Below are 24,329 nucleotides of genomic sequence, written 5' to 3'. Positions count from 1 at the left end.
GGCGGCCTCCTCTCAGGAACCATGTGTAGAAACTAGAACGTTCTTGCCCTGATTCTAGAGATACTCCACTGATATCACAGTAATCGGCGAGTCTCGTTGCAGACTTCCTCGACTGCTCTGTCCAGAGTCTTCTAGAACGTTCTAGCCTGGCATGGCCACACCACGGTGCCGCAACGGCCCGATCGGGCCCGCAGGCGCCAACCAGCGCTAGCACGACAAGGACGTCACCATGCCTCCCATCGCATCCAGCCTCCTCCATCAGCATCTCGCCCCGTCACCGCAGGTCCCTTCCAGCAGGAGGGCCGCGCGATGACCCCGATCTCCACCGACCCCGGCAGCGCCTTCACCTTGGCCGCCTGCGCCGAGATGATCCTCACCGACCTGCCCTTCGCCGAGCGCGCCCAGCGCATCGCCGCACGCGGGCTCAAGGTCGAGATGTGGGACTGGACCACCAAGGACCTCCCCGCCCTGGCGGCACTGCGCGCCGACGGCGTCGAGATCGTCTCCATGACCGGCTACACCCAGGGGGACCTGACCACCGACGACGGCGCGGCCCGCTTCCTGGCAACCGCCGAGGAGTCCCTGCGCGCCGCCGAGATCATCAACTGCCCCCGGCTCAATGTGCACGGCACGGGCCTGGGCGAGGGCGGGATCCCCGTGGTCGCCAACGCCCACCCCAGCCCCGGCGACTGGCTGAGGGCCGCCGACACGCTGCGGAGCCTGGCCGAGCTCGGACAGCGCGCCGGACGGGTCTTCACCCTGGAGAACCTCAACCTGGCGGTGGACCACCCCGGCTGCCCCTTCGCCCGGGCCGAGGAGACCCGTGCGCTCGTGGCCGCCGTCGCCTCCCCCCATTTGCGCATGAACCTGGACCTGTACCACGCCCAGATCGGCGAGGGGAACCTCATCGAGCTGTGCCGTGACTCCCAGGAGTGGATCGGTGAGATCCAGGTGGCCGACGTCCCCGGGCGCTGCGAGCCCGGCACCGGGGAGATCAACTACCCGGCCATCGCCCGGGCACTGGCCGCGATGGGCTACCGCGGCACCGTGGCCATGGAGGCCTTCGCCTCCCAGACTGGTGAGCAGGCCCTCGACGAGTTCATCAGGGCCTTCACCGTGGAGGGAGGGCAGGACTCATGACGCAGCGCCCCAGTACGCGCATCACCGACCCGCGGGTGGATCGCCGCCTGTTCACGATCCGCTCCATCGCGACCCTGGGCGGTCTTCTCTTCGGCTACGACACCGGCGTCATCTCCGGCGCCCTGCCCTTCTTGAAGAACCCTGCCTCCCAGGGCGGGCTGGGGCTCAGCGCCTGGGACGAGTCCATCGTCACCAGCTCGCTGACCGTGGGCGCCGCCATCGGGGCCCTCGTCGGCGGCCGGCTCTCCGACCGGTTCGGGCGCAAGCGCAACATCATGACCGTCGCGGTCATCTTCCTCATCGGAGCGCTGGGATGCGCCCTGGCGCCCAGTACCGCGACCCTGACGGTCTTCCGCTTCATCCTGGGACTGGCGGTCGGCGGCGCCTCGGCCACGGTGCCGGTCTACCTCTCGGAGATCTCCCCGGTGGAGATCCGCGGCACCATGGTCTCGCGCAACGAGCTCATGATCGTCACCGGCCAGCTGGCGGCCTACACCTGCAATGCCGTCATCGCGACCCTGTGGCCCGGTGCGCATGCCTGGCGCTGGATGCTGGTGATCGCCACGCTTCCGGCCATCGGCCTGTGGGTCGGCATCCATCTGCTGCCCGAGTCCCCGCGGTGGCTCGCCTCCAAGGGGCGCGCCGCCGAGATGTGGGAGGTGCTCAACGAGGTGCGCATGCCCGACTCGGTCCAGGCCGAGGGCCAGGACATCATCGCCCGGGTCGAGGAGGAGGCCCGGATGGGCAAGGGCTCCTGGACGGATCTGAGGGTGCCGTGGATCCGGCGCATCACCATGATCGGCATCGGCCTGGCACTGCTCTCCCAGCTCACGGGCGTCAACGGCATCATGTACTACGCGCCCACCATCCTCATCTCCACCGGGATGGGCACCCAGGCCTCGATCGTGGCGACCATCGCCAACGGCGTGGTCTCGGTGGTCTCGGTGTACATCGGCATCGCCTACTTCCTCAAGCGCCTGCCGCGCCGGCGCATGATCCTGACCGGGCAGTCCGGGTGCGTGGCCTCCCTGACCGCTCTGGGACTGGTCTTCCTGCTGCCCGAGACGCCTGTGCGCAGCTACCTGGTGCTGCTGTTCATGCTGAGCTTCCTGTTCTTCATGCAGTGCTTCATCGGGGTGACCTTCTGGCTCATGCTCTCCGAGATCTTCCCGATGCGGGTGCGTGGCCTGGCCAACGGGGTGGCGGTGTTCTGCAACTGGGTGGGCAATGTCATCGTGGCCTTCGCCTTCCCCAACCTCATCGAGGCCGTCCAGGGCAGCGTGTTCTTCATCTTCGCGGTGATCAACCTGGGGACCCTGGCCTTCTACGCGCGCTTCCTGCCCGAGACGAAGGGGTACTCCCTGGAGTCCCTGGAGCGCCACTTCGAGGAGCACTACTCCTGACCGCCCGCCACACTGCCCACCAAGGACCGGCGCTCCCGCGCCGGGACCGACGCCGAGGTAGACATTGTCCGCCGAGATCGACGGTGAATGCGTCTACCTCGGCGGAAAACGTCTACCTCGGCGCGCTGGGGGTAACGCGCAGGGAGCCGGCGGGCGTCACAGGCCCTGGTCGGCCAGCCACTGGGCGGCGATGGCTCCCGCCTCGAGCTGCTCGCTGGTGGAGCGGGCGTTGAGCGCGCGCAGCTCCTCCAGGCTCAGCCGCGCCGAGACCCGGTTGATGGCCGTGGCCGCCACTGCCGGCAGCGAGGCCGACACCAGCGGCGTGACCTGCTGGGGCAGGATGAGCCCCCGCGGGTCTTCCAGGACCACCAGCCCCTTGTCCTCGATGACAGGGTCGGAGGTGTAGATATCGGCGACATCCACGGTGCCGTCAACAAGAGCCTTGACCGTCAGCGGCCCCCCGGAGTCCTCCACAGGGGTCACCGAGGCCTTGACCCCGTACACGGACTCCAGGCCCTGGGGCCCGTAGGGGCGGGTGGCGAACTCGGAGTTGGCCGCGATGCTCACCGTGCGCCCCAGCGAGGCCAGGTCCGCGATGGAGGTCAGGGAGTGGGCCCGGGCGGTGGCGGCGGTGACGGTCAGGGAGTCCTGGTCGGTGGCGGAGGCGGGCGTCAGGGCCGTCAGGGCCTCGGGCAGGGCGCTGAGAAGCGCGCTGTAGACCGTCTCGGCGTTCCTGGCGGTGGCCGAGGCGTCGTAGTACTGCAGCAGGTTGCCCCCGTACTCGGGGATCACCTGGATGGCGCCGGACTCCAGCTCGGGCAGGTAGACCTCCCTCTGGCCGATCTGGAACTGGCGCTCCACCACCAGGCCCGCGGACTCCATGGCCCGGGCGTAGAGCTCGGCGATGATCTCATTGGAGTAGTACTGCTGGGAGCCGACGACGATGGTCCCGCCCGGCGCCCCGCCGGCCCTGTCCTGGGCGAAGGGGTCGCGGTTGGAGCAGGCGGCCAGGCCCCCGGCCGCCAGCACGGTGCTGGCCAGCAGGAGGCGGCGGCTCAGGGCCGGGCGGCGCGGGCCGGAGGAGGCCAGAGCGGCGTTCATGAGATGTCCTTCCGGTGATTCCGGGAGCCCGCCGGGGCGGTGAGGCGCTGGAGCAGGGCGAAGACGCATTCGCTGACCAGGGCCAGGGCGATGACCAGGATCGCTGAGGCGAGCATCATCGTGTAGTTCTGGGTCTTGAGCCCCAGGAACATGAGGCGCCCCAGTCCCCCGGCCCCCGTGTAGGCGGCCAGGGTGGCGGTGGCGATCACCTGCAGACTGGCCGAGCGCAGCCCGCCCAGCAGGAGGGGGGCGCCCAAGGGGATCTCGACCCGGGTCAGGATCTGCGCCTCACTCATGCCGCTGGCGCGGGCGCCGTCCACCGCGGTGGCCTCCGCGGCCCGGATCCCGTTGATGGCCCCCGCCAGGGCACTGGGCAGGGCCAGGATGACGAAGGCCAGCAGGGGCGCGGCCAGCCCGATGCCCAGAACCAGCCCCGCCAGGGTGATGAGTCCCAGGGTGGGAAGCGCCCGGGCCGATCCGGTCAGGGCCTGGACCCAGATCCGGCCATGGCCCGTATGACCGGCCCACCACCCCGCGGGCACACCGATGAGGGCCGCCAGCCCCACACCGGCCAGTGAGTAGCCGGCGTGCTGGGCCAAGAGGAGGCCAATGCCCATGCTCCCCTGCCAGTGGGCCGGATCGACGATGTAGGCCAGGGCGCCCAGGAGGAAGATCATGACTGCCCCTCCCGCACTGCGCCAAGACCGGCGCGCGTCTCGGACCGCTGCTCGGCGGCGCTGAGCCCACCGGGCTCGCTGTGCCCACCGGGCCCGGGCCCTGCGGATCCATTGTCCTGGCCCGGATCGGCGGGCTCAGCGGCGCGCCCGCGCGTCCAGGGCAGCACGAGCCTGCCCGCCAGGAGGATGGCGCCGTCCAGCAGGAGCGCCAGGGCCACGGTGAGCACCAGGCCCGTGACGATCTCGGCGAGCAGCCCCCTCTGGAAGCCGTCGGTGAACAGCCGCCCCAGGCTGCGCACACCCAGCACCGCCCCCACCGTGGTCAGGGAGACTGTGGAGACCGCCACCACCCGCAGGCCGGTGAGGATGGCCGGGCCCGCCAGTGGCAGCTCCACGGTCCAGAAGCGGCGCGCTCGCCCCATGCCCATGGCGGTGGCCGCATCCAGGACCCGGTGCTCGACGGCGTCGAGGGCATCGACGGTGGCCGGCACGAGCAGGGCCAGGCCGTAGAGGGTCAGGGCCACCACCACGTTGGTCACGTCACGGATGCCGGTGGCCAGGATGATCGGCAGGATGACGAACAGCGCCAGGGAGGGCACGGCGTAGAGCAGGGAGAAGCCCGAGACCAGCACGATGCGCAGCGGCCTGGCGCTGCGGGCCAGGCCGGCGATGGGGATGGCCAGGATCAGGCAGGCGGCCAGCGCGGGCAGCACCTGGCCCAGGTGGGCCAGGAGGTAGCCGAGGATGACCGGCAGGTTCTCCAGGACCCAGGTCACGAGCGCTCCCCCGCCAGGGACTCGGTCTCCTCGCCGGCCGCCTGCGCGGCTCCAGCACTGGGGGCGGCCGGCGCCGGCTGCCGACCCAGCCGCCCCACCACCCTGCCCGCGCCGTCGAGGACCACCGTGCTGCCGGCGCGCTCCTGGAGGCGCAGGTGGCGATCGGCGTCGTCGAGCCCCAGGAAGCGGGCCACGAAGTCGTCGGCGGGGTCGGCCAGGAGCTCGGCGCCCGATCCGCGCTGGGCGATATGGGCGCCCTCGCGCAGCAGGATGATCTCGTCGCCCAGGGCCAGGGCCTCCTCGACGTCGTGGGTGACGAACAGGATCGTCTTGCCCAGCTCGGCCTGGATGCGGGACATCTCCCGCTGCAGCTCGCGGCGCACCAGGGGGTCGACCGCCCCGAAGGGCTCGTCCATGAGGAGCACGCCCGGGTCGGCGGCCAGGGCGCGGGCCACTCCAACGCGCTGGGCCTGGCCCCCGGAGAGCTCATGGGGGTAGCGCCGGGCGAGCTCGGGCGCCAGCCCCAGGAGGTCCATCAGCTCGCCGGCGCGCTCGCGGGCCGCGCCCCGGTCCTGCCCCAGCAGGCGCGGGACGAGGGTGATGTTGTCGATGACCCGGTGGTGGGGAAGAAGTCCGGCGTTCTGCATGACATAGCCGATGGAGCGGCGCAGGCTCACGGCGTCGGAGGTGGCGATGTCCGTGCCGTCGATGAGCACCTGTCCGTCCGTTGGCTCGACCATCCGGTTGACCATGCGCAGCAGCGTGGTCTTGCCGCAGCCGGAGGAGCCCAGGAGAACCGTGGTGGTCCCGGCCTCGATCTGCGCGCTGAAGGAGTCCACGGCCGGCGCGCTCTCTCCGGGGGATCCGGGATAGCGCTTGGTCACGGAGTGGAACTCGATGGTGCTGCTCATTAGGGGTATCGCCCTCCTGCCACTGCGGTCATGGGTTAGATCGACGGGATGGGACTGGGGCGACTGTTAACCCGACCGTATCAGGGATCGCCGACTAATGCGCGTCAGAATCTACCGCGTGGCGCCCGGGCACGGGCCGTGCGCTGCCCGTATGCCCTGCCTCGGCCTGTCGGTCCCCGCTCAGGTCAGGCGCCGGTAGCCCTCCATGAGGGCGCCGTTGTCCATGATGAAGGGCGGGGCGACCTCGCCGGTGGTGTCGACGTCATAGCGCGTCATGAGCACCTCGTTGATCTCCTCGCGCGAGGAGAAGGTGGTCAACTGGTAGGGCTCGGGGAAGGCCAGCTTCTCGATGAGGTGCAGCTCGCCGCCCTGCCCCACGAGCAGGACCCCGGCATGCCCGATGAGCAGCAGGTCGGTCTCCACCCGCGAGTGCAGGACCACCGAGAGCAGGCGCACCCGCGGGTCCTCCACGAAGGACAGGCCCCGCTCCTTCCACACCGTGGTCATGCGCTCGATGTGGGGGCCGACCTGCGTGTCGGCAACACTGCGCACGCAGGTGTAGAGGGCATCGAAGCGGGCCCGGTCTCCCTGGTCGGGCAGAGCCGTGGGGTCGACCTCCAGAGTGAGGCGGTCCAGGTCGAGCAGGTCGGGGGCGTCGGGCTCGACGCTCCCGGTGACGGTCACGAGGTGACCGGCCAGGCCCACGGTGGTCAGTCGGCAGTTCCATCCGGGGAAATCGGGATTGGTGGCATCCCATCGCGCCTGGAGGGCGTAGGCGTCATAGGCGGGAGGATCACTGGCCAGGGAGTGGAATCCGGAGGCGAGCTGGGAGGTGTCCACCGAGTCGTGGTAGCGCTGGATATGGGAGTCCAGCAGATCGGATCGCTCCGGTGGGATGCCGCAGGCATCGAGGATGTGCCGCAACTGGGCCCGGGAGCCCTCATCGACCAGGTTCGTGTAGAGCCCCGGTGCGGGCACCTGTGCCACGTAGGGACTGCGGGACGGGGTGGCTGAGGCCGTGGCACCGGGCATGGGCGCCTGGGGCGAGCAGCCGGCCAGGGCCAGAGGCGCGCACACCAGCCCTGCGGTGAGAAAGGCTCGACGATGCACAGGCGCCTCCATCGTGTCCGGGACTGCGAAGCGGCCGGGCGCAGTGCCGCGCTGCGTGAGAACACGGTCGTGCCACTGCGCCGCATGCCCCGGGATGGCTCCGGGGCACCGCGTGGGGAAGGGAACGCCACAAGTGTAATTCACTGACCGCCGGCCCCGGGATGCCCCCGCGATGCGGGCGTCCCCGCGTCGGCCTGTCACCGATGGGCGATGGCCGCGCCGATGCCGGGCGCGGGGCTCACCGCGCTCTCCCCGCCGGCCACGGTGCGGGGCCGGGTGAGCGGGTCACGGCGATGGGACCAGGAAACCCGGCGTCGTCGTCTCAGACCAGGAGGCCGACGGCGGTGGCCACCACGGCCAGCAGCGGCAGGCCTCCCTGCTTGAGCGCGGCGGCGCGGTGGGGGCGCGAGGAGAGCAGGAGGACGAGGGCCGCGGCGAGCATGGAGCCGGCCCCGGCCAGGACCAGCGCCGCGCCGATGCCGGTGCGCCCCACCGCCACCAGGGCGATGCCCACAAGGACCTCGATGGCCAGGAACAGGTTGTAGAAGCCCTGGTTGAAGGCGTAGAAGGCGTGAGGGCGCGCCTCCTGCGCCGTTCCGCCGAAGGTCTTGCGGGCCAGCGGCCCCTCCCAGGCGATCGACTCCATGTAGAAGATGAGCACGTGGAGCGCCGCTGCCAAAGCGGCTGCGATGAGCCCGACGACGAGCATGGAGATCCTTCCGACGCGTGACGATACCCGCCCGATTCTGCACCTGACCCGCGCCGAGACCGATCAGGCGGGCATTGCGGTTGCAGCACAGTGCGACTCGCTGACGCGCCCGAGCCCGCCCGGCCTCGCCCGCGATCGCCCTGCGTCGCCCTGACCCGAGGCGGCTCAGCGGTAGGCGGCGACGACCTCGACGCGGTTGCCCTCAGGGTCCAGCAGGGCGATCTCGTAGTAGCCGTCCCCGGTCTGGCGGGGGCCGTCGACAACCTCCACCCCGGCCTCGCCCAGGCGCTGCGCCATGGCGTCCACGGCGGCGCGGTCGGGCACGGCGAAGGACACATGCGCCCAGCCCAGGCGGTCCCCCTGGCCCTGGCCGGCGACGTCGGGCCGAGTCATGAGCTCCAGGCGCGCGCCGTCGCCGAAGCTGAGGATGTAGGTGCGCAGGCCCGTGCGCGGATTGTGGTAGAGCTCGTTGGGGACTCCGCCGAACCAGGAGGCGTAGAAGTCCTTGGCGGCCTCGAGGTCGGCCACCCAGAGCGCGGCATGATCGATGGTGGTCATAGCCGCCACCTTAGATGGAGACTGCGGCCCCGGGGAAGGCCGGGATGCCGGACGCCCCTCCCCGCCTCTGCCCTCGTGACCGGGCCTGCTCCCCGGGGTGTGGAGGCGATCCCCCTGTGCTAACCTCCACACTCACATCTGGATCCAGTGTTAAGCAGCCCACACACTCGGGCCTGCGCGCCCGTGCTCAGCAGGGCGCCTGGACCACGAAGCGCGGCCGCCACCAAGGGCCGCCCCCACTATCGTCAAGGAGGACGCCATGAACCAGGACATCTCTCTGCCCGGCGCCGGGCCCGCCGTCCCGCGCCCCAGCCCCCAGGACGCCGTCGAGCCCGCACCCGAGGCCATTCAGAACGCCTGGGTGCAGGACTGGCGCGCCCAGGAGGAGCGGGCCCTGGCCGACCCCCAGGCCTACTGGGCCTCACGAGCCCAGGAGCTGGAGTGGTCGCAGACCTGGGACACCGTCCTGGATGACAGCCGGGCCCCCTTCTTCCGCTGGTTCACGGGCGCCAGGACCAACATCGTGACCAATGCGGTGGACCGCCACCTGCTCACGGCCCGCAAGAACAAGCTGGCCCTGATCTGGGTGGGCGAGGACACCGAGCAGGTGCGCACCTACTCCTACTTCTCCCTGGCCCGCGAGGTGGACACGATGGCCAACATCCTGCGCGCCATGGGCGTGGAGAAGGGGGACGTGGTGACCATCTACCTGCCCCGGATCCCCGAGGTCTTCTTCGCCATGCTGGCCTGCGCCAAGATCGGCGCCATCCACTCGGTGGTCTTCGCCGGCTACTCCAGCGACGCGCTGGCCGCGCGCATCGATGACTCGCAGTCCCGGGTGGTCATCACCGCCGACGGCTCCTGGGTCAACGGCAAGGTCTTCCCGCTCAAGGACCTGGTGGATGAGGCCGTGCGCTTCTCCCCCACCGTGCGCAGCGTCATCGTCGTGCGCAACACCGGCACCACGGTGGAGATGGACCCCACCCGCCACCACTGGTACCACGAGATGTGCCAGCTGCCGATCGCCAAGGGGCGCTGCGCCACTGAGCAGGTCGACGCCGAGGACCCCCTGTTCATCCTCTACACCTCCGGCTCGACGGGCGCGCCCAAGGCCATCATGCACACGCACGGCGGCTACATGGTGGGCACCTATGCCACGCTGCGCGACTCCTTCGACATCCACGATGAGGACCGCTGGTGGTGCACCGCCGACCCCGGCTGGATCACCGGCCACTCCTACCTGGTCTACGGCCCGCTGCTCAACGGGGCCACGGTCTTCATGTACGAGGGCTCGCCCACCTACCCCTACCCCGACCGGTGGTGGGAGATGGTTGAGCGCTACGGGATCACGAGCTTCTACACGGCCCCCACGGCGATCCGCACCCTCATGCGATTCGGGGAGGCCTGGGTGCGCCGCCACGACCTGTCCAGCCTGCGACTGCTGGGAAGCGTGGGCGAGCCCCTCAACCCCGAGGCCTGGCGGTGGTTCCACCACGTGGTGGGCCAGGACCGCTGTCCCATCATCGACACCTGGTGGCAGACCGAGACCGGCATGTTCCAGATCACCACGGTGCCGACCATGCCCGGCAAGCCCGGGGCGGCGGGCCGGCCCGTGTTCGGCCAGGAGGCCGCCGTGGTCGACGAGAACGGCGTCGAGGTGGAGGACGGCACGGAGGGCTTCCTGGTGCTCAAGCATCCCTGGCCGGCCATGCTGCGCACCATCTACGGGCAGGACGAGCGCTATGTCAACACCTACTGGTCCACCTACCCGGGCCTGTACCTGACCGGGGACTCGGCCAAGCGGGACGCCGACGGGTGGTTCTGGATCATCGGGCGCACCGACGACGTCATCAAGGTCTCCGGCCACCGCCTGGGCACCGCGGAGATCGAGTCGGCCCTGCTGACGCACCCCGACGTCGTCGAGGCCGCCGCGATCGGGCTGCCTCACGCGGTCAAGGGCAATGCCGTCCACTGCGCCGTGGTCCTGGCCCCGGGGGTGGAGCCCGACCGGCACCTGGAGGACGGGCTGCGCCGGCATATCGCGGCCACCCTGTCCCCCATCGCCAAGCCGGACTCCTTCGAGTTCCCCGAGGCCCTGCCCAAGACCCGCTCGGGCAAGATCGTGCGCCGGGTGCTGCGCGCACGGGCCCTGGGCCAGGACGAGGGGGACCTGAGCACGCTCGACGACGCCTGACCCCATCAGTGCCTGGGTCAGGCGGGCCGCCTCAGGCCGCGACCTTCCTGACCCAGGCGATCAGGCTCTCCGCGGGATTGCCCCCCAGCTCGGCCATGGCGTGGCCCTGGCCCCACACCGGGGCGAAGTCAAGGCTGGAGACCCCGGCCTGGGCCAGGGCCAGGGCCAGGTTCGCCTCCATGGTCAGGGGGGCCTCGCGCTGCATGATGCCCGAGCGGATGCGCCATGCCGGGGCGATCGTGGATGTGCCGCGCCCCGGGGAGGAGGTCAGCAGGAAGTGCAGGGGGTCGTACATGGCCACCCGCTCGGTCATGCTCGTGCCCTGGGCGTCGGTCGTGACGATGTCCTTCTCGTATCCGCTGGCGCCGGCCTCGGCGCTCCACCCCTCCAGGGAGCGGTAGTCGGCCTGGCCCAGGGCCATGATCCGCCGGCTCATGGCCGAGAAGTGCCGTGGGGTGTCGCCTGAGCCCATGAGGAGGTTCTCGGGCTGGCCGCGGTCGGTCCCGTCGAAGGCCCCCACATCCTTGAGGGCCGGCTTCTGGGAGGCGATGAAGCCCGCCAGGCCGTTGACGGAGGCGGTGCCGGCCGCGGCGTCGTAGGTCACCCACTGGCCCTGGGCGTTCAATGAGGCGATGTAGTCCTCGATGGTGGGGTAGGTGATCTCCTCCGGGGTGCCCGGGGACGAGGTGTAGGGGAAGGCGGTGGCCTGGAGGAAGTCGTTGAGGCAGGACTCGATGAGGCGCACGAGGTAGTCGTAGTAGGAGCCGGCCAGGTCGATGCCCTCCTGGGAGGGCTCCAGGGTCAGGGGCAGGCCGGTGGAGTCGACCAGGCGCAGGGAGTTGAGGTGCGCGGCGTAGGCCCGTGCCAGGTCCTGGGAGTAGCGCCTGGTCCAGGTTCCCTCCGCACGGCTGCCCTCAGCGGTGAACTGGCCCATGTTCCACTCGTAGGCCCCGTTGGCCGAGTCCAGCGAGACGATGGGGCACCAGCACATGACCCCGGCCACCGCATCGGACAGGGCATGACCCGTGGTGTCCGTGGTGGCCGCTCCCAGGGCCGCCAGGTAGGGGGCGTAGAGCCGGCAGTCCCCCGAGGCGCCCAGGACGGCGCCGAGCCCGCCACCGGCGCCCTGGCCGAAGACGAAGATCTTCTGGGCATCCCCGGGCAGGAGGGCGGCGTTGTAGCGCAGGTAGCGCACCGCGGCCTTCAGGTCCGCCGCCGCCCAGGGGGCGTTGCCGGTGTAGGCCTCGGCGTGGGTGTCAATGCCGCGCGTGCCCACGTGGACGTAGATGAGGCCCGCCTCGACATAGGCCCGGACGGCGTCATAGGAGAACTCCGTCATCGGGGCCTGGGAGGCGTGGTCGGGGGTGTCGATGGGCAGGATGGTCGGGGCGTTCTCGGCGGTGAAGCCCCCCAGGGCTCCCGGGGAGTTGACCGAGGCGGTGTAGGTGCCGTCGCCGTTGTCGGTGGCGCTCATATAGGCGCCGGGCACGAAGATCGCCAGGGTCTGCAGCTCCGGGGCCTGGGGGGTGGCCGCATAGCGCAGGCCGAGCTGGTAGTAGACATTGGTGGCCGAGTCGTAGGACCAGGCGGCCTGGTTGACCGCCAGCTCGGGAGCCGTGGTGGGCGCCGCCTGGGCCGCCGAGCTGCCGGAGGAGGCTCCCAGCGGTCCCCGCCAGGAGCAGGCGCCGAGCCCTGCGCCCGCGGCCAGGGCTGAGGCAGCGCTCAGGGCGCTGCGGCGCGTGATGTGCATGGCGGGTCCGTTCTGTCGATGCTGGCCGTCCTGTCTTACTACACCCGGGGCCGCATGCACCACTGCGACGGCCGCATGAGGCGATGCCGGTGCCGCCGGCCCCGGGCGGGGCGGCGGCACCGGCATCATCGGGCGCGGGCCCGCGCTGTGGCGGGCCCGCCGGCGTCACTGGGCGGCGCTGGGGTGGGTCATGTCCATGGGCACGACCCAGGCGTCGAACTCCTCGGCGGTGACGAAGCCGAGCTCCAGCGCGGACTCGCGCAGGGACAGGCCCTTGTGGTGCGCGTTCTTGGCGATCTTGGAGGCCTTGTCATAGCCGATGTGGCGGTTGAGCGCGGTGACCTGCATGAGGTTGGTCTCCAGGTTGGCGGCGATGCGCTCGGCATTGGGCTCGATGCCGTAGGCGCAGTTGGTGTCGAAGGACACGCAGGCATCCCCGAGCAGTTGGATGGACTCCAGGACGCACCAGGCCATGACGGGCTTGAAGACGTTGAGCTGGAAGTTGCCCTGGCTCCCGGCGAAGCCGACCGTGGCGTCGTTGCCGAAGACCTTGGTGGCCACCATGGTCATGGCCTCGCACTGGGTGGGGTTGACCTTGCCGGGCATGATCGAGGAGCCGGGCTCGTTCTCCGGGATGATGAGCTCACCGATCCCGTTGCGGGGCCCCGAGGCGTACCAGCGCACGTCATTGGCGATCTTCATCAGGGCGTCGGCCAGGACTCGAAGCGCGCCGGAGACCAGGACCAGGGCGTCGTGGGCGCCCAGGGCGGCGAAGAGGTTGTCCGCCTGGGTGAACTCGATGCCGATCTCCTGGCTGATCTTCTTGGCGGTCAGCGCCCCGAAGTCGGGGTGGGCGTTGAGTCCGGTGCCCACAGCGGTCCCGCCGATGGCCAGCTCGCGGGCGCGGGAGTCGGCGTAGCGGATGCCGTCGATGGCGAAGTCGATCTGGGCCACCCAGCCGGAGAAGACCTGGCCCAGGGTGATGGGAGTGGCGTCCTGGAGGTGGGTGCGGCCCACCATGACGACGTCCTTGTACTCCTGGGCCTTCTTGTCCAGGGTCTCGCGCAGCTGGTTGATGCGCGGGTACATGGCCGCCAGCTCGTCGACCACGGCGATGTGCATGGCCGTGGGGAAGGTGTCATTGGAGGACTGGCCCCGGTTGACGTGGTCGTTGGGGTGGACGGGGGCCTTGGAGCCCATCTGCCCGCCGGCCAGCTCGATGGCGCGGTTGGAGATGACCTCGTTGGAGTTCATGTTGGACTGGGTGCCCGAGCCGGTCTGGAAGACCACGAGCGGGAAGTGGGAGTCGAGAGCGCCGGAGATGACCTCATCGCCGGCGGCGGCGATGAGGTCGGCGATGTCCTGGGGCAGCTCGCCGAGCTCGGCGTTGGCCAGGGCCGCGGACTTCTTGAGCACGCCCAGGGCCTTGATCATGGGCCGGCCCCACACGAAGGTCTCGCGGCCGATGTCGAAGTTGGTCAGGGAGCGCTGGGTCTGCGCCCCCCAGTAGCGGTCGGAGGCGACCTCGACGGCGCCCATGGAGTCGGTCTCGGTGCGTGTCCTCGTGCTGGTCTCAGATGCCATGGCGCCAGGCTACCGCGGCGGGCCCGCAGGCCCCCGAGGACCGGCGTCCTAACATGGGGATGTCACGCGGCGGCGCCGTCGCAGGGCGGCTGTGTAGTCCGTTGCGGTGGTGTCGGCCGGCCGCGACCGCCTCGCGAGTCATGGCGTCCAAGGCGCCGCTGCGCTCCTGGGCGGACTGGCGCTGGTACTCGACGACGTCGACCAGCCGGGCCCGACGGTGCCTGCCCGCTCGAACACGAGCATTTGCGTCGAGGACGAGCGTTTGCGTCAATTGGCCGTGTGCGGACCTCAGTCGGATGACGCATACCCTCGTCCGGTACGCAGAAGCACGTCCGACTCCGCCCGCCGCTCCTCTGCCCCACTGCCCGACGGCGCCCGCCGCTCAGTGACTGCCAGCGCCCTTTAATGCCCCGCGGGGCCGATCTCCTCCAGGACCGCCTCGATGGAGCGGACCAGGGTGGGGCGAGCACCGGCCGCCAGGCGCAGGACCTCCTGCGGATCGGTCGGCTCCGAGGCCAAGGACAGGTCGGACACGACGCTCAGGCCGGACACCGCCACACCGAGCTGATGCAGGGCGATGGCCTCCAGGACGGTGGACATGCCCACGCAGTCAGCGCCCAGGCCGGCGAGCAGGCGCGCCTCCGCCATCGTCTGGTACTCGGGGCCGCGCAGGGCCGCGTACACGCCCTCACGCTGGGCCGCGCCCCTCGTAGAGATGGGTGCGGCGCTTAACCGTCTGCGATTGGCTGCTGCTGGGGCTGGCCTCGGGGCGGCCTTCCTCGCGGTGGAGGAGACCGCGAGGCGCGTGTCCGTTCTCATGGTCGAGAACAGATCCTTGACCTCGCTCATGAAGATGGCGATGTGCCTGGAGGACGATCCGACCTCGCGCCTGGCGTGCATGGATATGCCGGCTTTCGGGATCTGGCCGACGTCGACCGAGTTCGATCTTGCTGCCGTGACCTATGCGGGCCACGCGGTGATCACCGCCCTGGTGGCGGCTTGCCTGGGACTGGCCTGCCATGCGTGGTGGAGGGCCGGGACATGGTGGCGCGATGGCGGCGGCGGAGCCCGGGCGGCCGCCGTCGTGCTGCGGATGACCTGCTGGATGCTGCCGGCCTGGGCGCTGTGGGTGGGGGTGGCCGACCACATGACCTACCTCGATGATGTCGGCCAGCCGGGCCCGACGGTGCGGCGCACGCGTGGGCAGGGGCGGGTCCCACCATCCCGTCCCTGCCCACGCGAGTCCCACCCCGGGCGCCGCTCCGCTTACCTTCGGCGCGGCGCCACGATGACGGCGGGCCCCAGGCGCCCAGGTGCAGAGCGCAGCCGGCCCTCGCCCACCGAGAGCCCGACGGCGTCGAGGGAGTCAAGCGCGCGAGCCCGCCGCCAGTCGAAGGCCTCCGGCAAGTCGTCCAGGGCCGCATCCACCGCTTCCAGACCCAGCAGGACGGCGTGGTCCTCGTGGGAGATCAGGCGGGCGCCCTCGATGGAGCAGGCTCGGTCCCGCAGCTCCTGGGTGGCACCGACGAGCTCGGCCTTGGCCACGCTCATCCACTGCCCCAGCCCCTCCAGGCTGTCTCGCTGAGGCTCGGGGATGGTGCCATCGGCGCGGGGGCCCACGTTGAGCAGCAGGCGACCGCCACGCGCGACCACATCGGCCAGGTGAGCCGCGAGCCCGGCACCGCTGAGGTACTGCTCCCCGGTCTCCTGGCGGTTGTACCCGAAGGACAGCCCGATGCCGCGGCAGTTCTCCCATCGCTCGGCGCCCTCAGACTCCTGCATCGCCTGGTACTCGCTGGTCTCGTAATCGCAGTGGAACCCGCCGAAGCGGTCATTGACCGCTCCCTGGGGACACAGGCTGTAGTAGTTGCGCAGCAGCATTCCCAGGCTGTTCTCCTCGAAACTCTTGGCGCAATCAGGCCAGTCGATATCGTTCCAGAACACCTCCGGGTGATAGCGCTCAAACAGGTCCATGCAATGGACGTAGATGTACCGGGCGTACTCCGGATCGACCGTGCGGGCGAATCGATCCAGATCCTCCTGGCAGAGCACGGGAGGGAAGGGCCGGTAGTGCCAGTCCAGGCCCCCGGAGTAGTAGACGCCGAAGTGCAGGCCCCGACGGCGCACCGCCCGGGCGATATCGCCGACCAGGTCGCGGCGGGGCCCCCGCTCGACGGTGTTGCGCCCGAAGGTCCCCGGAGCATCCCACAGCGCGATGCCGTCATGGTGCTTGGTGGTGGGGATGACCAGATCAGCGCCCGCCCGGCTGAAAAGGCCCGCCCAGTCGTCAGGGTCGAAGTGCTCGGCGCGCCACATGTCCAGGAAGGCGTCGTAGGGCAGCGTCCCATAGGTGGCCCGGTGGTGGGCCTGGGCCGGGCTGCCCTGGATGCGGATCGTGTTGAAGTACCACTCGGCATAGGCGTTGTGGGTGAACCACTGCGTCTCGTCCGGCTCGGTGCCCAGCTCTCCATGAGGCTCGGCCCAGGCCGGCACCGAGTAGGCGCCCCAGTGGATGAAGATCCCCAGCACGGCCCGGTCGAGCCAGGCGGGAGCATGTGTCTCCAGGGCCTGGTCATGAGGCGATGTGCTCGTTCCAGCCATGTCATCGACCTCCGAATGCGCCCAGGGTCACGCCCTTCTCCAACTGGCGCTGGAGGAAGGCGACGATGAGGAAGGAGGGGATGACCGAGATGGACACCGCCGCCATCATCGGCCCCCAGTCCGTCCCCCGCTCGCCGGAGAACATCTGCAGGCCCAGCGAGATGGTGGCCAGGTCGGCGTCGTTGATGACGATCAGCGGCCACAGGAAGCTCGACCAGTAGTCGATGAAGGAGAACACGCCCACCACCAGGATCGGCGCCCGCAGCAGCGGGATGAGAATGCTCCACAGGATCCGCAGATCCCCTGCGCCGTCGATGCGCGCCGCCTCCTCGAACTCCAAGGGCAGGCTCAAGATGAACTGCCGCAGGAGGAAGGCCCCGAATGCCCCGAAGGCGAAGGGCAGGATGAGGGCGGCGTAGCTGTTGACCAGGCCCATGGACTGGAAGCCGATGTACAGGGGGATGACCAGGACCTCCTGGGGCAGGACCAGGGTCCCCAAGAAGAGCAGGAAGAGATGGTCCCGGAAGCGGAAGCGCAGCCGGGCGAAGGCGTAGGCGCTCAGCAGGGAGACCAGCATGGTCAGCAGTGCGCCCAGGGAGGCCACGACGATGGAGTTGAGGATGATCCTCCCCAGGGGGATCTGCTCAACCGCCTCGGAGTAGTTGTCCCATGCCAGGCGCGAGCCCGTCAGCGAGGCCCCCGAGGAGAACACCTCCGAGGTGGGCTTGAGCGAGGTGACGACCATCCACACGAAGGGGAAGAGGAAGGCTGCGGCGATGAGCGCCAGCAGCGCATGGGAGACAAGGGATCCCGCTCCCCGGCCGTTTCTAGGAGTCATAGTTCACCCACTTCCTCTGCTGACTGAACTGCAGAGCCGTCAGCAGCATGACGATGACGAAGAGCACCCAGGCCAGCGCGGAGGCGTAGCCGAGCTTGTCGAAGGCGAATCCATTGCGGTACAGCGACAGCACAATGGTGTTGGTGGACTCCCCCGGCCCTCCCTTGGTCAGGAAGAAGGGCTGGGCGAAGACCTTGAAGGCACCGATGACCGTCATCACCGTGCAGAAGAAGAAGGTCGGGGACAGGATGGGGAAGACGATGAGGAAGAACTTGCGCCAGCCGACGGCGCCGTCGATCTCCCCGGCCTCCAGGACCGAGGGGCTGATCCCGTTGAGCCCCGCGGTCAGGACCACGATGTTGTAGCCCAGCCCCTGCCACAGGCTCATGATCACCAGTGAGATCATGGCCAGGGTCGGGTCGTTGAGCCAGGGCAGTCCCTCCACCCCGAGCTTGCCCAGGAAGGCGTTGACCACGCCGTCGTCGTTGAGCAGCAGGCGCCAGATGAGCGCATTACCGGCCATGGGCGTGACCACGGGGATGAAGAAGACCACCCGCAGCACCCGCGACCACCCCTCGCGCAGATGCTGGAGCCAGTAGGCCAGTCCCGTGGAGATGACGAGGTTGGCGGCGGTGTAGAGCAGGGCGAAGACCACCGTGTTGCGCAGCACCGTGTAGAAGGCGGGATCCCTTCCCGAGAACATGCGCAGGTAGTTCTCCAGCCCCACCGCCGTGGGCTCGCCGGCCAGCGACCAGGAATAGAAGGAGATGACCAGCGAGGCGGCCAGCGGCAGGGCGATGAACAGGGCGAACCCGCTCATGCCCGGCGCCAGGTAGCACAGGGTGCGCAGACCCTCATGCCTGCGACGGGGCGCTGGAGCCCCGGTTGCCGCGCTCATCAGCCCGCCGCTTCCTGCAGGTCCTTGAGGATGTCGGCGGCGGTGCGGCTGCCGCGGAAGCCCTCGGGGCAGTACTGGCTGAAGGAGGTGGTGATCTGGTTCCAGTTCTCGGGGGTGATCAGAGGCGTTCCGTTCTCCAGCAGGAAGGTGATGGCCTCCACGCTCTCAGCGTGCTTGCCCTCGGCCCATCCATCGATCTGGGACTCCACCGAGGGGACCGTGCCGCGGGTGCGGGCCACCTCGCCCACCACGGTGGGGTCGACGAGCTTGAGGATGTTGGCGAAGGCGGCGTCCTTGTCCGGGCAGTTCTTGGCGACACCGAAGCCCGACCCCTGGATGAGCCCCACCGCCTTGCCCGAGTCGCTGGGCACGACGCACACGCCCAGGTCCTCGCCGAGCTGCTCGGCGAAGGTGGAGTACATCCAGGGCCCGTCGATGATGGAGGCCGCCTCGCCGGAGGTGAAGGCGCCCTGGGCGACCTCGTCGCCGTCGGAGGCCGAGGGGGCCTTGGCCACGCTGTGCTTGGCCGCCAGATCGAAGGCCTTCTGCACCGAGGACACGAAGACCTTGCTGGTCAGGGCCGGCTTGCCCGCATCGTCGAGCACCGTGGCGCCGTCGGCGTAGGCGAAGGTGCCCGGAGCGTTGTCGAGGAACCCGGGCTTGATGGCGATCCCGTACTTGCCGCCCGTGGTCAGCGTCTTCATGTCGGACAGGAACTGCTCGTAGGTGTAGGAGGTGGGGGGAAGGCTCAGGCCCGCCTCGGTGAACAGGCGCCGGTTGTAGAACATGACGTCGGGCTCGGCGTCGTAGGGCAGGGCGTAGATCTTCCCGTCCACGGTCATGCCCTCGATCATCGCCGGGTTGTAGATGGAGACATCGACCCCGTGCTTGGCGATGAGGTCGTCCAGGGGCTCCATGACCGAGACCAGCTCCTTGGTGCGCGCCGCCTGGGTGGTGAGGATCCCCGGGGCGTCCTTCTCGGTCATCCGGGTCTTGGCCTTGGCGTAGTAGTCGTTGTAGGACGGGCCGGAGAACTCCAGCGTGAAGTCCGGGTGGCTCTTCTTGACCGCGTCGACGAAGGCCTGCCACTGGGCGCGGTCCGACTCGCTGGAGACCCAGGCGAACATCTGGTTGGGAGCCTTGGCGTTGGAGCTCGTGGAGCCCGATGAGCAGGCGCTCAGCGAGGCTCCGGCGCCCAGAACTGCCAGGGCGGAGGCCGAGATCATGAGGGAGCGACGGGAAATGAAGGCGTCCATAATGAGCTTCTCTCTTCCTTGAGTGAGGCGCGTTGAACTTCATCCGCACTTCGCCATCCGGTGATGGCACGACCACAGTGTGCGGAGGCATTGTTGGCGCTCACATGGTAGTCAATGATGATTCGTGGAGCAACGGAGGAAATACACGCTCCGCGCGAGGCCCTGCGACCCCTGCCTTTTCAGGGCGTCGGGGCTCATGACCGGTTCACAGGACTCCCTTCTTGAGGATGAGGTTGCCGTACAGCGCCGTCTCCCCGGTCAGGACGACGGCGTAGAGGCTGGGGGTGTGCTCGTAGAAGGCCATGCGCTCGATCCGGCGCACGGCCACTGGGCCGGCCGCGGACTCGGCCTCGTTCCAGATCCGCTCGTAGACGTCCCAGACCTCGGGTCGCGGATCGTCGCCCACGGTCTCCATGAGGGCGACCTGGTAGTCGCTGTAGCGGTCCAGCGGCATGAGGGTGAGGATCGACCGCAGCAGGTCGGGGATCATGAGCCCGTCGGCGCGCACCGTGCGCGGATGGAGGCTGTGGCCGGGGAAGTTGGCGTCGGCCAGGAGGATCTCATCGCCGTGGCCCATCTCCATAAGGATCCGGACCAGCTCGGGGCTGAGATTGGCGGGGATATGTCGCAGCATGGGTCTCCTTGTCGGGGGGATCGGTCAGTATGCGCTCACCGCGGGGGCGCGGCGGGATGATGATCGTGCCTAGCGGATCCGGGCCCGCGCCAGCCGCTCTCGCATATCGGTGAAGGCGGAGGGGTCCTCGGGCTCCAGCACGGCGCGCTGGCAGGACTGGCGCACGATGGCGTCGCGGTCCTGGGGCCGGGCGGCCCCGGTGGCCTCGAACTGCGCCAGCAGGTTGCCCATGGCGCTGGCCTCGACCGCACCGATGACGACGGGCCGCTGGCAGGCGGTGGCCGTCATCTGGGCGAGCAGGCGGTTGCGCGCTCCCCCACCGACAAGATGGATAGGAGCGCCGGGGGCCAGGGCGGATCCGACCAGCCCGGCCAGCCGCTCGGCGTGCTCGGCGTGGGCACAGGCCAGGGACTCCAGGATGAGGCGGACCATCTGGGCGCGGCCACTCGGCTCGATCCCGTAGTGCTCCTGGCACCATTCGCCAAGCGCGGCGGGCATGTCCCCCGGCGCCATGAAGGCGGGATCATCGGGGTCGACGACGACGCCCAGGGACCTGGCCCGCCCGGCGGCCTCGACCAGCCCGGCGACGTCATCCTCCCCCCAGGCCCTCTGGCACTCCTGGAGGAGCCACAGTCCGGTGAGGTTGCGCAGGAGGCGCACCCCGCCATCGGTGCGGACCTCGTTGCTCAGCCCGGCCTCCAGGACTCCGGGCTCCACGATCGGCTCGGGCACGGTGGCCCCGATGAGGCTCCACGAGCCGCAGGAGATGAACAGGGCGGTCTGGTGGGGGGCCAGCCCCAGGCTGTGCACCGCGCAGGCCGTGTCGTGCCCGCCGGGGCGCACGATGGCGGTGCCCGTGCCCGCGATGCTCCCGCTAACGACGGCGTCGTCGACCAGGGGCGCCAGCCAGGACTCGGGCAGGTCGATGGCCTGGGCCATGACCGGGGACCACTGCCTCGCCCCGGGGGCGGCCAGGCCGGTGGTGCTGGCGATGGCCCGGCCCACGCCCACCGGGGCGCCCAGCTCGTGGGCCAGCAGATCGGGCAGGGGCAGGAGCGCCCCGACGCGCTGGGCCAGCCCGGGCTCCTCCTGGAGATCGGCGAAGACCTGGTAGGAGGTGTTGATCTCCATGGGGAGCACTCCCGTGGCCTGCCAGGCGCCGGCCCGATCGATGCGCCCCTCCAGGGCGGCACTGTGGCGCGCCATGCGGGCGTCGCGGTAGGCGCGCGGCGGGCGCAGCAGCGCGCCGTCGTGGTCCAGCAGGCCGTAGTCGACCCCCCAGGTGTCGATGCCGATGCTGGCGGGATGGGTCCCCAGGGCCTGGCGGGCGGCATCCAGACCATCGGCCACGGCCGAGTTCAGGGCCTCGATGTCCCAGCACAGGGAGCCCTGGCGCATCTGGGCCCGATGGGTCAGGCGATGGACCTCCTGGGTGACCAGCACGCCGTCGCGCAGGGAGCCCAGGATGGCCCGCGCGGAGCTGGAGCCCAGGTCCAGGGCCAGGGCGCTGGCGGCCTCGGTGCGCTCCATCCCCGTCGCCTACCGGTAGAGCGGGCCGAAGGCCGCGCAGGCTCGGAAGTCCGCGCTCTCCAGGTCCGCGGTGCCGAAGGGGATCCAGGCCTTGGGGCGCATGATCCGCTCCGGCGGGATGTTGTGCATATAGACCGGGATGCGCAGCATGGAGGCCAGCGTGAGGAGGTCGTCCCCGAAGTGGCCGTACCCGGTGGCCGTGTGGTTGGCCCCCCAGTGGGCCATCCACTCGTAGACCGAGGCGTGGGCGCCCTGGCCGGTCAGGCGGGGGACGAAGAAGGTGGTGGGCCACAGCGGGTCGGTACGGCACTCGATGATCTCGCGGGCCTCATCGGGCAGCTCGATGGTCCAGCCCTCGGAGATCTGGAGCACTGGCCCCAGGCCCGCCACGATGTTGAGGCGAGAGGCGGTCACCGGCATGCCGCCGGCGGTGACGAAGTGCGTGGAGAAGCCCCCGCCGGGGAAGTACTCGGCGTTGGCGGGGTGGAAGGTGGTGGCCTCCAGGTCCGCGGCGATCTCCTCGGGGGTGATCTGCCACCAGGGCTTGATCACCGGCCGGCCCTGCTCGTCGCGCTCCTGGCCGGTGGCGTTGAGGGTGGTGGCCCCGGAGTTGCGCAGATCGATGAAGCCCTGGGCGGCCACGCCGTCGAGCTCGTGCCCGGTGACCCGCTTGACGGCCTGCGGGCTCCAGTAGGTGCGCACATCGCTGAAGAGCTGGGGGCGGTGGGTGAGCACGGAGTTGAAGAGCATGGCCAGGGCGTTGCAGGCGTCGGCCTCGGTGGCGAAGACGGACTCCTTGCGCGGGCCGTTCCAGTCGAAGCTCGTGTTGAGCAGGGTCTCCATGATGTCGGCGTTGGGGCGGCAGTCGGTCCACTGGCGCTGCCCCTGGAAGCCTGCGGCGATGGCGTCGTGGCCGCCGGCCTCCTCGATGTGGCCGAGCTCGGCCAGGCGGGGGTTGCCCTCCATGAGGTCGCGGGCCACGAGCAGCATCTTGACGGAGTAGTCGAACTGGCGGTCGTACTCCTCCTGGGTGCGGGTGTTGGCCTCAGTGTTGTGGTTCTCGCCGATGCGCAGGCTCTGGCGGGCCCAGGCGATGGCGGTCTCGTACTCGACGGGGTCGTAGATGCCCTGCTCGATGCGCCGGTCGATCTCGATCATGTCGATGTACTCGGTGCGCATGCCCAGGTAGTCGGCCAGGACCTGCTCGGGCGGCCGGCATCCGGCGATGCCCATGGAGACCGTGCCGATGGACAGGTAGCTGCGGCCCTTCATGAGGGCCACCCCCAGGGCGCAGCGCGCGTAGCGCAGGATCTGCTCGACGACGTCGTCGGTCAGTCCTGAGTCGTCGGCGTCCTGGACGTCGTGCCCGTAGATGCCGAAGCAGGGGATGCCCATCATGTTGTAGGCGGCGGCCGCAGCCGCCAGGGTCACCGCGCCGGGGCGCTCGGTGCCGTTGAAGCCCCAGATGGCGTGCGGGATGGAGGGGTCGAGGTCGAGGACCTCGGTGATGTAGTTCCAGGAGGCGGTCACCGTCAGCTCGGCGCCGATGTTCTCGGTGCGGAACTGCTCCTTGACGGCCACGGCCTCGCTGACGCCGCCGATGCTGGTCTGGGCGATGACGCACCGCACCGGGGAGCCGTCGGGGTAGGTCAGGCGCGAGGAGATCAGCTCGGCCACGTCCTCGGCCAACTGCCTGGTCTTGCCCTCCAGGGACTCGCGGACTCCGTGGCGCCGCCCGTCGATGAGCGGGCGGATGCCGATGGCGGGCAGGGATGAGGAGGAGAGCTGTGGTGACACGGCGATGGCCTTTCTTGCTGGGCGACGGTGACCAGCCCTCACGAATGTGAGCGCACACATGGATGATGGCATGAGTTCATATAGACGTCAAGGCACGTTCCATGCACTCTACGCGTTGACATGAGAGCGCTACCATGCCACAGTGTCGACACCGCTCACGCGCATCGGCGCGCGCTGGCACCCCACCCATGAGAGGACACGCCATGCTCCTTGACCAGGCCCGCACGCAGATCACCGCCGCCTGTCAGCGCCTGACCGATGACGGCCTGGTGGTGGGCACCGCGGGCAACCTGTCCATCCGCCAGGGCGACCTGGTGGCCATCACCCCCAGCGGCCTGCCCTACTCCGACCTGCGCCCCGATCTGGTGGCCGTTGTCGACTACGCCTCGGGCAAGCAGATCGAGGGCCCCCTCAAGCCCGCCAGCGAGCTGGACCTGCACCTGACGGCTCTGCGCAGCACCGGCCTGGAGGCGGTGGTCCACACCCACTCCCCCGCGGCCACGGCCGTGGCCAGCCTGGCCGATCTCACGGCCCTGCCGGCCGTTCACTACTACATCTCGATGTTCGGCGGCCCCGATGTCCGTGTGGCCGACTACGCCACCTACGGCACGCCCGAGCTGGCCCGCAATGTTGAGCGCGCCCTGGAGGGCCGCACGGCCGCCCTCATGAGCAATCACGGATCGGTGGTGGCCGGGCCGGACCTCGAGGCCGCCTACACCCTGGCCCAGGAGCTGGAGTGGGTCTGCGAGCTCTACCTGCGGGTGCGCAGCGCCGGGCCGCCCAAGATCCTCCCGGATGAGGAGATCGCCGCGGTCATCGCCAAGATCGCCGACTACGGGCAGCGGGCGCCCAGCGCCTGATC

At 69.9% G+C, this 24,329-nt stretch carries 21 protein-coding genes; 4 read left to right on the top strand and 17 right to left on the bottom strand.

The features are described 5' to 3' along the window. Positions 1 to 309: 309 nt before the first annotated feature. Positions 310 to 1,140, top strand: coding sequence for a TIM barrel protein (locus EL266_RS06365; RefSeq protein ID WP_051281132.1), 831 nt, complete (start codon positions 310 to 312; stop codon positions 1,138 to 1,140). Beyond that, positions 1,137 to 2,543, top strand: a complete 1,407-nt coding sequence (locus EL266_RS06360; protein WP_034514859.1) for a sugar porter family MFS transporter — start codon at positions 1,137 to 1,139, stop codon at positions 2,541 to 2,543. The genes EL266_RS06365 and EL266_RS06360 overlap by 4 nt, the downstream gene beginning before the upstream one ends. 156 nt (positions 2,544 to 2,699) lie before the next feature. Here the strand turns inward: EL266_RS06360 and EL266_RS06355 are convergent, their stop codons facing one another. From EL266_RS06355 to EL266_RS06325, 7 genes are all read right to left on the bottom strand, one after another. After that, a complete protein-coding gene (locus EL266_RS06355) occupies positions 2,700 to 3,644 on the bottom strand; it encodes an ABC transporter substrate-binding protein (RefSeq protein WP_051281130.1) in 945 nt (314 codons plus the stop codon). Further along, positions 3,641 to 4,321: an ABC transporter permease gene (locus tag EL266_RS06350; protein WP_026426924.1), complete on the bottom strand. Its 681-nt coding sequence runs from the start codon at positions 4,319 to 4,321 to the stop codon at positions 3,641 to 3,643. The genes EL266_RS06355 and EL266_RS06350 overlap by 4 nt, the downstream gene beginning before the upstream one ends. After that, entirely contained in the window at positions 4,318 to 5,097 is a 780-nt protein-coding gene (locus tag EL266_RS06345) for an ABC transporter permease (RefSeq protein ID WP_084500693.1), read from the bottom strand. Before EL266_RS06345 ends, EL266_RS06350 begins: the two co-directional genes overlap by 4 nt. After that, positions 5,094 to 6,008 (bottom strand): ABC transporter ATP-binding protein, encoded by a 915-nt coding sequence (locus tag EL266_RS06340; RefSeq protein ID WP_026426923.1) that lies wholly within the window; start codon positions 6,006 to 6,008, stop codon positions 5,094 to 5,096. Before EL266_RS06340 ends, EL266_RS06345 begins: the two co-directional genes overlap by 4 nt. Before the next feature lie 180 nt (positions 6,009 to 6,188). After that, entirely contained in the window at positions 6,189 to 7,118 is a 930-nt protein-coding gene (locus EL266_RS06335; RefSeq protein ID WP_051281128.1) for a DUF4300 family protein, read from the bottom strand. 322 nt (positions 7,119 to 7,440) lie between these two features. After that, entirely contained in the window at positions 7,441 to 7,827 is a 387-nt protein-coding gene (locus EL266_RS06330) for a DUF1304 domain-containing protein (RefSeq protein WP_026426922.1), read from the bottom strand. Between the two features lie 165 nt (positions 7,828 to 7,992). Beyond that, complete coding sequence (locus EL266_RS06325) at positions 7,993 to 8,385, bottom strand: VOC family protein (protein WP_026426921.1); 393 nt, start codon at positions 8,383 to 8,385, stop codon at positions 7,993 to 7,995. Positions 8,386 to 8,644: 259 nt separating this feature from the next. On the opposite strand from EL266_RS06325, the gene acs reads away from it, so the two are divergent. After that, a complete protein-coding gene (acs, locus tag EL266_RS06320; RefSeq protein WP_084500689.1) occupies positions 8,645 to 10,579 on the top strand; it encodes an acetate--CoA ligase in 1,935 nt (644 codons plus the stop codon). 31 nt (positions 10,580 to 10,610) lie between these two features. On the opposite strand, the gene EL266_RS06315 is transcribed toward acs, so the two are convergent. From EL266_RS06315 to EL266_RS06270, 10 genes are all read right to left on the bottom strand, one after another. Beyond that, the gene (locus tag EL266_RS06315) at positions 10,611 to 12,329 is read right to left on the bottom strand and encodes a hypothetical protein (protein WP_026426919.1); all 1,719 of its coding nucleotides are present in this window, start codon (positions 12,327 to 12,329) and stop codon (positions 10,611 to 10,613) included. 165 nt (positions 12,330 to 12,494) lie between these two features. Beyond that, complete coding sequence (gene fumC / locus EL266_RS06310; protein ID WP_026426918.1) at positions 12,495 to 13,913, bottom strand: class II fumarate hydratase; 1,419 nt, start codon at positions 13,911 to 13,913, stop codon at positions 12,495 to 12,497. Between the two features lie 402 nt (positions 13,914 to 14,315). Continuing rightward, positions 14,316 to 14,732: a phosphorylase family protein gene (locus EL266_RS06305; protein WP_232012149.1), complete on the bottom strand. Its 417-nt coding sequence runs from the start codon at positions 14,730 to 14,732 to the stop codon at positions 14,316 to 14,318. Between the two features lie 447 nt (positions 14,733 to 15,179). Then, positions 15,180 to 16,514, bottom strand: a complete 1,335-nt coding sequence (locus tag EL266_RS06300) for an alpha-L-fucosidase (RefSeq protein WP_026426916.1) — start codon at positions 16,512 to 16,514, stop codon at positions 15,180 to 15,182. A 1-nt stretch (position 16,515) separates the two neighbouring features. After that, complete coding sequence (locus EL266_RS06295) at positions 16,516 to 17,352, bottom strand: carbohydrate ABC transporter permease (protein ID WP_026426915.1); 837 nt, start codon at positions 17,350 to 17,352, stop codon at positions 16,516 to 16,518. After that, the gene (locus tag EL266_RS06290) at positions 17,342 to 18,172 is read right to left on the bottom strand and encodes a carbohydrate ABC transporter permease (protein WP_026426914.1); all 831 of its coding nucleotides are present in this window, start codon (positions 18,170 to 18,172) and stop codon (positions 17,342 to 17,344) included. The genes EL266_RS06295 and EL266_RS06290 overlap by 11 nt, the downstream gene beginning before the upstream one ends. Positions 18,173 to 18,249: 77 nt before the next feature. Next, the gene (locus tag EL266_RS06285; RefSeq protein ID WP_051281127.1) at positions 18,250 to 19,506 is read right to left on the bottom strand and encodes an ABC transporter substrate-binding protein; all 1,257 of its coding nucleotides are present in this window, start codon (positions 19,504 to 19,506) and stop codon (positions 18,250 to 18,252) included. A 205-nt stretch (positions 19,507 to 19,711) separates the two neighbouring features. Continuing rightward, positions 19,712 to 20,140: an RbsD/FucU family protein gene (locus EL266_RS06280; RefSeq protein ID WP_026426912.1), complete on the bottom strand. Its 429-nt coding sequence runs from the start codon at positions 20,138 to 20,140 to the stop codon at positions 19,712 to 19,714. A gap of 69 nt (positions 20,141 to 20,209) precedes the next feature. Continuing rightward, positions 20,210 to 21,670 carry a rhamnulokinase gene (locus EL266_RS06275; RefSeq protein WP_026426911.1) on the bottom strand — a complete coding sequence of 487 codons (1,461 nt, stop codon included), beginning with the start codon at positions 21,668 to 21,670 and terminating at the stop codon, positions 20,210 to 20,212. Positions 21,671 to 21,679: 9 nt separating this feature from the next. After that, positions 21,680 to 23,467 carry an L-fucose isomerase gene (locus tag EL266_RS06270; protein WP_026426910.1) on the bottom strand — a complete coding sequence of 596 codons (1,788 nt, stop codon included), beginning with the start codon at positions 23,465 to 23,467 and terminating at the stop codon, positions 21,680 to 21,682. A gap of 203 nt (positions 23,468 to 23,670) precedes the next feature. Here EL266_RS06270 and EL266_RS06265 point away from each other — a divergent pair, with 203 nt between their 5' ends. Next, positions 23,671 to 24,327, top strand: coding sequence for a class II aldolase/adducin family protein (locus tag EL266_RS06265; RefSeq protein ID WP_026426909.1), 657 nt, complete (start codon positions 23,671 to 23,673; stop codon positions 24,325 to 24,327). Positions 24,328 to 24,329 lie beyond the last annotated feature (2 nt).

The organism is Actinomyces slackii (assembly GCF_900637295.1).
Lineage (GTDB): Bacteria > Actinomycetota > Actinomycetes > Actinomycetales > Actinomycetaceae > Actinomyces > Actinomyces slackii.
The sequence above is the reverse complement of the archived record's forward strand: the minus strand, read 5'-3'. Positions and strand labels throughout refer to the sequence as shown.

Coding starts and splice junctions, on each gene's coding strand:
- EL266_RS06365 (WP_051281132.1), top strand. CDS start 310: ATGACCCCGATCTCCACCGACCCCGGCAGCGCCTTCACCTTGGCCGCC.
- EL266_RS06360 (WP_034514859.1), top strand. CDS start 1,137: ATGACGCAGCGCCCCAGTACGCGCATCACCGACCCGCGGGTGGATCGC.
- EL266_RS06355 (WP_051281130.1), bottom strand. CDS start 3,644: ATGAACGCCGCTCTGGCCTCCTCCGGCCCGCGCCGCCCGGCCCTGAGC.
- EL266_RS06350 (WP_026426924.1), bottom strand. CDS start 4,321: ATGATCTTCCTCCTGGGCGCCCTGGCCTACATCGTCGATCCGGCCCAC.
- EL266_RS06340 (WP_026426923.1), bottom strand. CDS start 6,008: ATGAGCAGCACCATCGAGTTCCACTCCGTGACCAAGCGCTATCCCGGA.
- EL266_RS06330 (WP_026426922.1), bottom strand. CDS start 7,827: ATGCTCGTCGTCGGGCTCATCGCAGCCGCTTTGGCAGCGGCGCTCCAC.
- EL266_RS06325 (WP_026426921.1), bottom strand. CDS start 8,385: ATGACCACCATCGATCATGCCGCGCTCTGGGTGGCCGACCTCGAGGCC.
- acs (WP_084500689.1), top strand. CDS start 8,645: ATGAACCAGGACATCTCTCTGCCCGGCGCCGGGCCCGCCGTCCCGCGC.
- EL266_RS06315 (WP_026426919.1), bottom strand. CDS start 12,329: ATGCACATCACGCGCCGCAGCGCCCTGAGCGCTGCCTCAGCCCTGGCC.
- fumC (WP_026426918.1), bottom strand. CDS start 13,913: ATGGCATCTGAGACCAGCACGAGGACACGCACCGAGACCGACTCCATG.
- EL266_RS06305 (WP_232012149.1), bottom strand. CDS start 14,732: ATGAGAACGGACACGCGCCTCGCGGTCTCCTCCACCGCGAGGAAGGCC.
- EL266_RS06300 (WP_026426916.1), bottom strand. CDS start 16,514: ATGGCTGGAACGAGCACATCGCCTCATGACCAGGCCCTGGAGACACAT.
- EL266_RS06295 (WP_026426915.1), bottom strand. CDS start 17,352: ATGACTCCTAGAAACGGCCGGGGAGCGGGATCCCTTGTCTCCCATGCG.
- EL266_RS06290 (WP_026426914.1), bottom strand. CDS start 18,172: ATGAGCGGGTTCGCCCTGTTCATCGCCCTGCCGCTGGCCGCCTCGCTG.
- EL266_RS06285 (WP_051281127.1), bottom strand. CDS start 19,506: ATGGACGCCTTCATTTCCCGTCGCTCCCTCATGATCTCGGCCTCCGCC.
- EL266_RS06280 (WP_026426912.1), bottom strand. CDS start 20,140: ATGCTGCGACATATCCCCGCCAATCTCAGCCCCGAGCTGGTCCGGATC.
- EL266_RS06275 (WP_026426911.1), bottom strand. CDS start 21,670: ATGGAGCGCACCGAGGCCGCCAGCGCCCTGGCCCTGGACCTGGGCTCC.
- EL266_RS06265 (WP_026426909.1), top strand. CDS start 23,671: ATGCTCCTTGACCAGGCCCGCACGCAGATCACCGCCGCCTGTCAGCGC.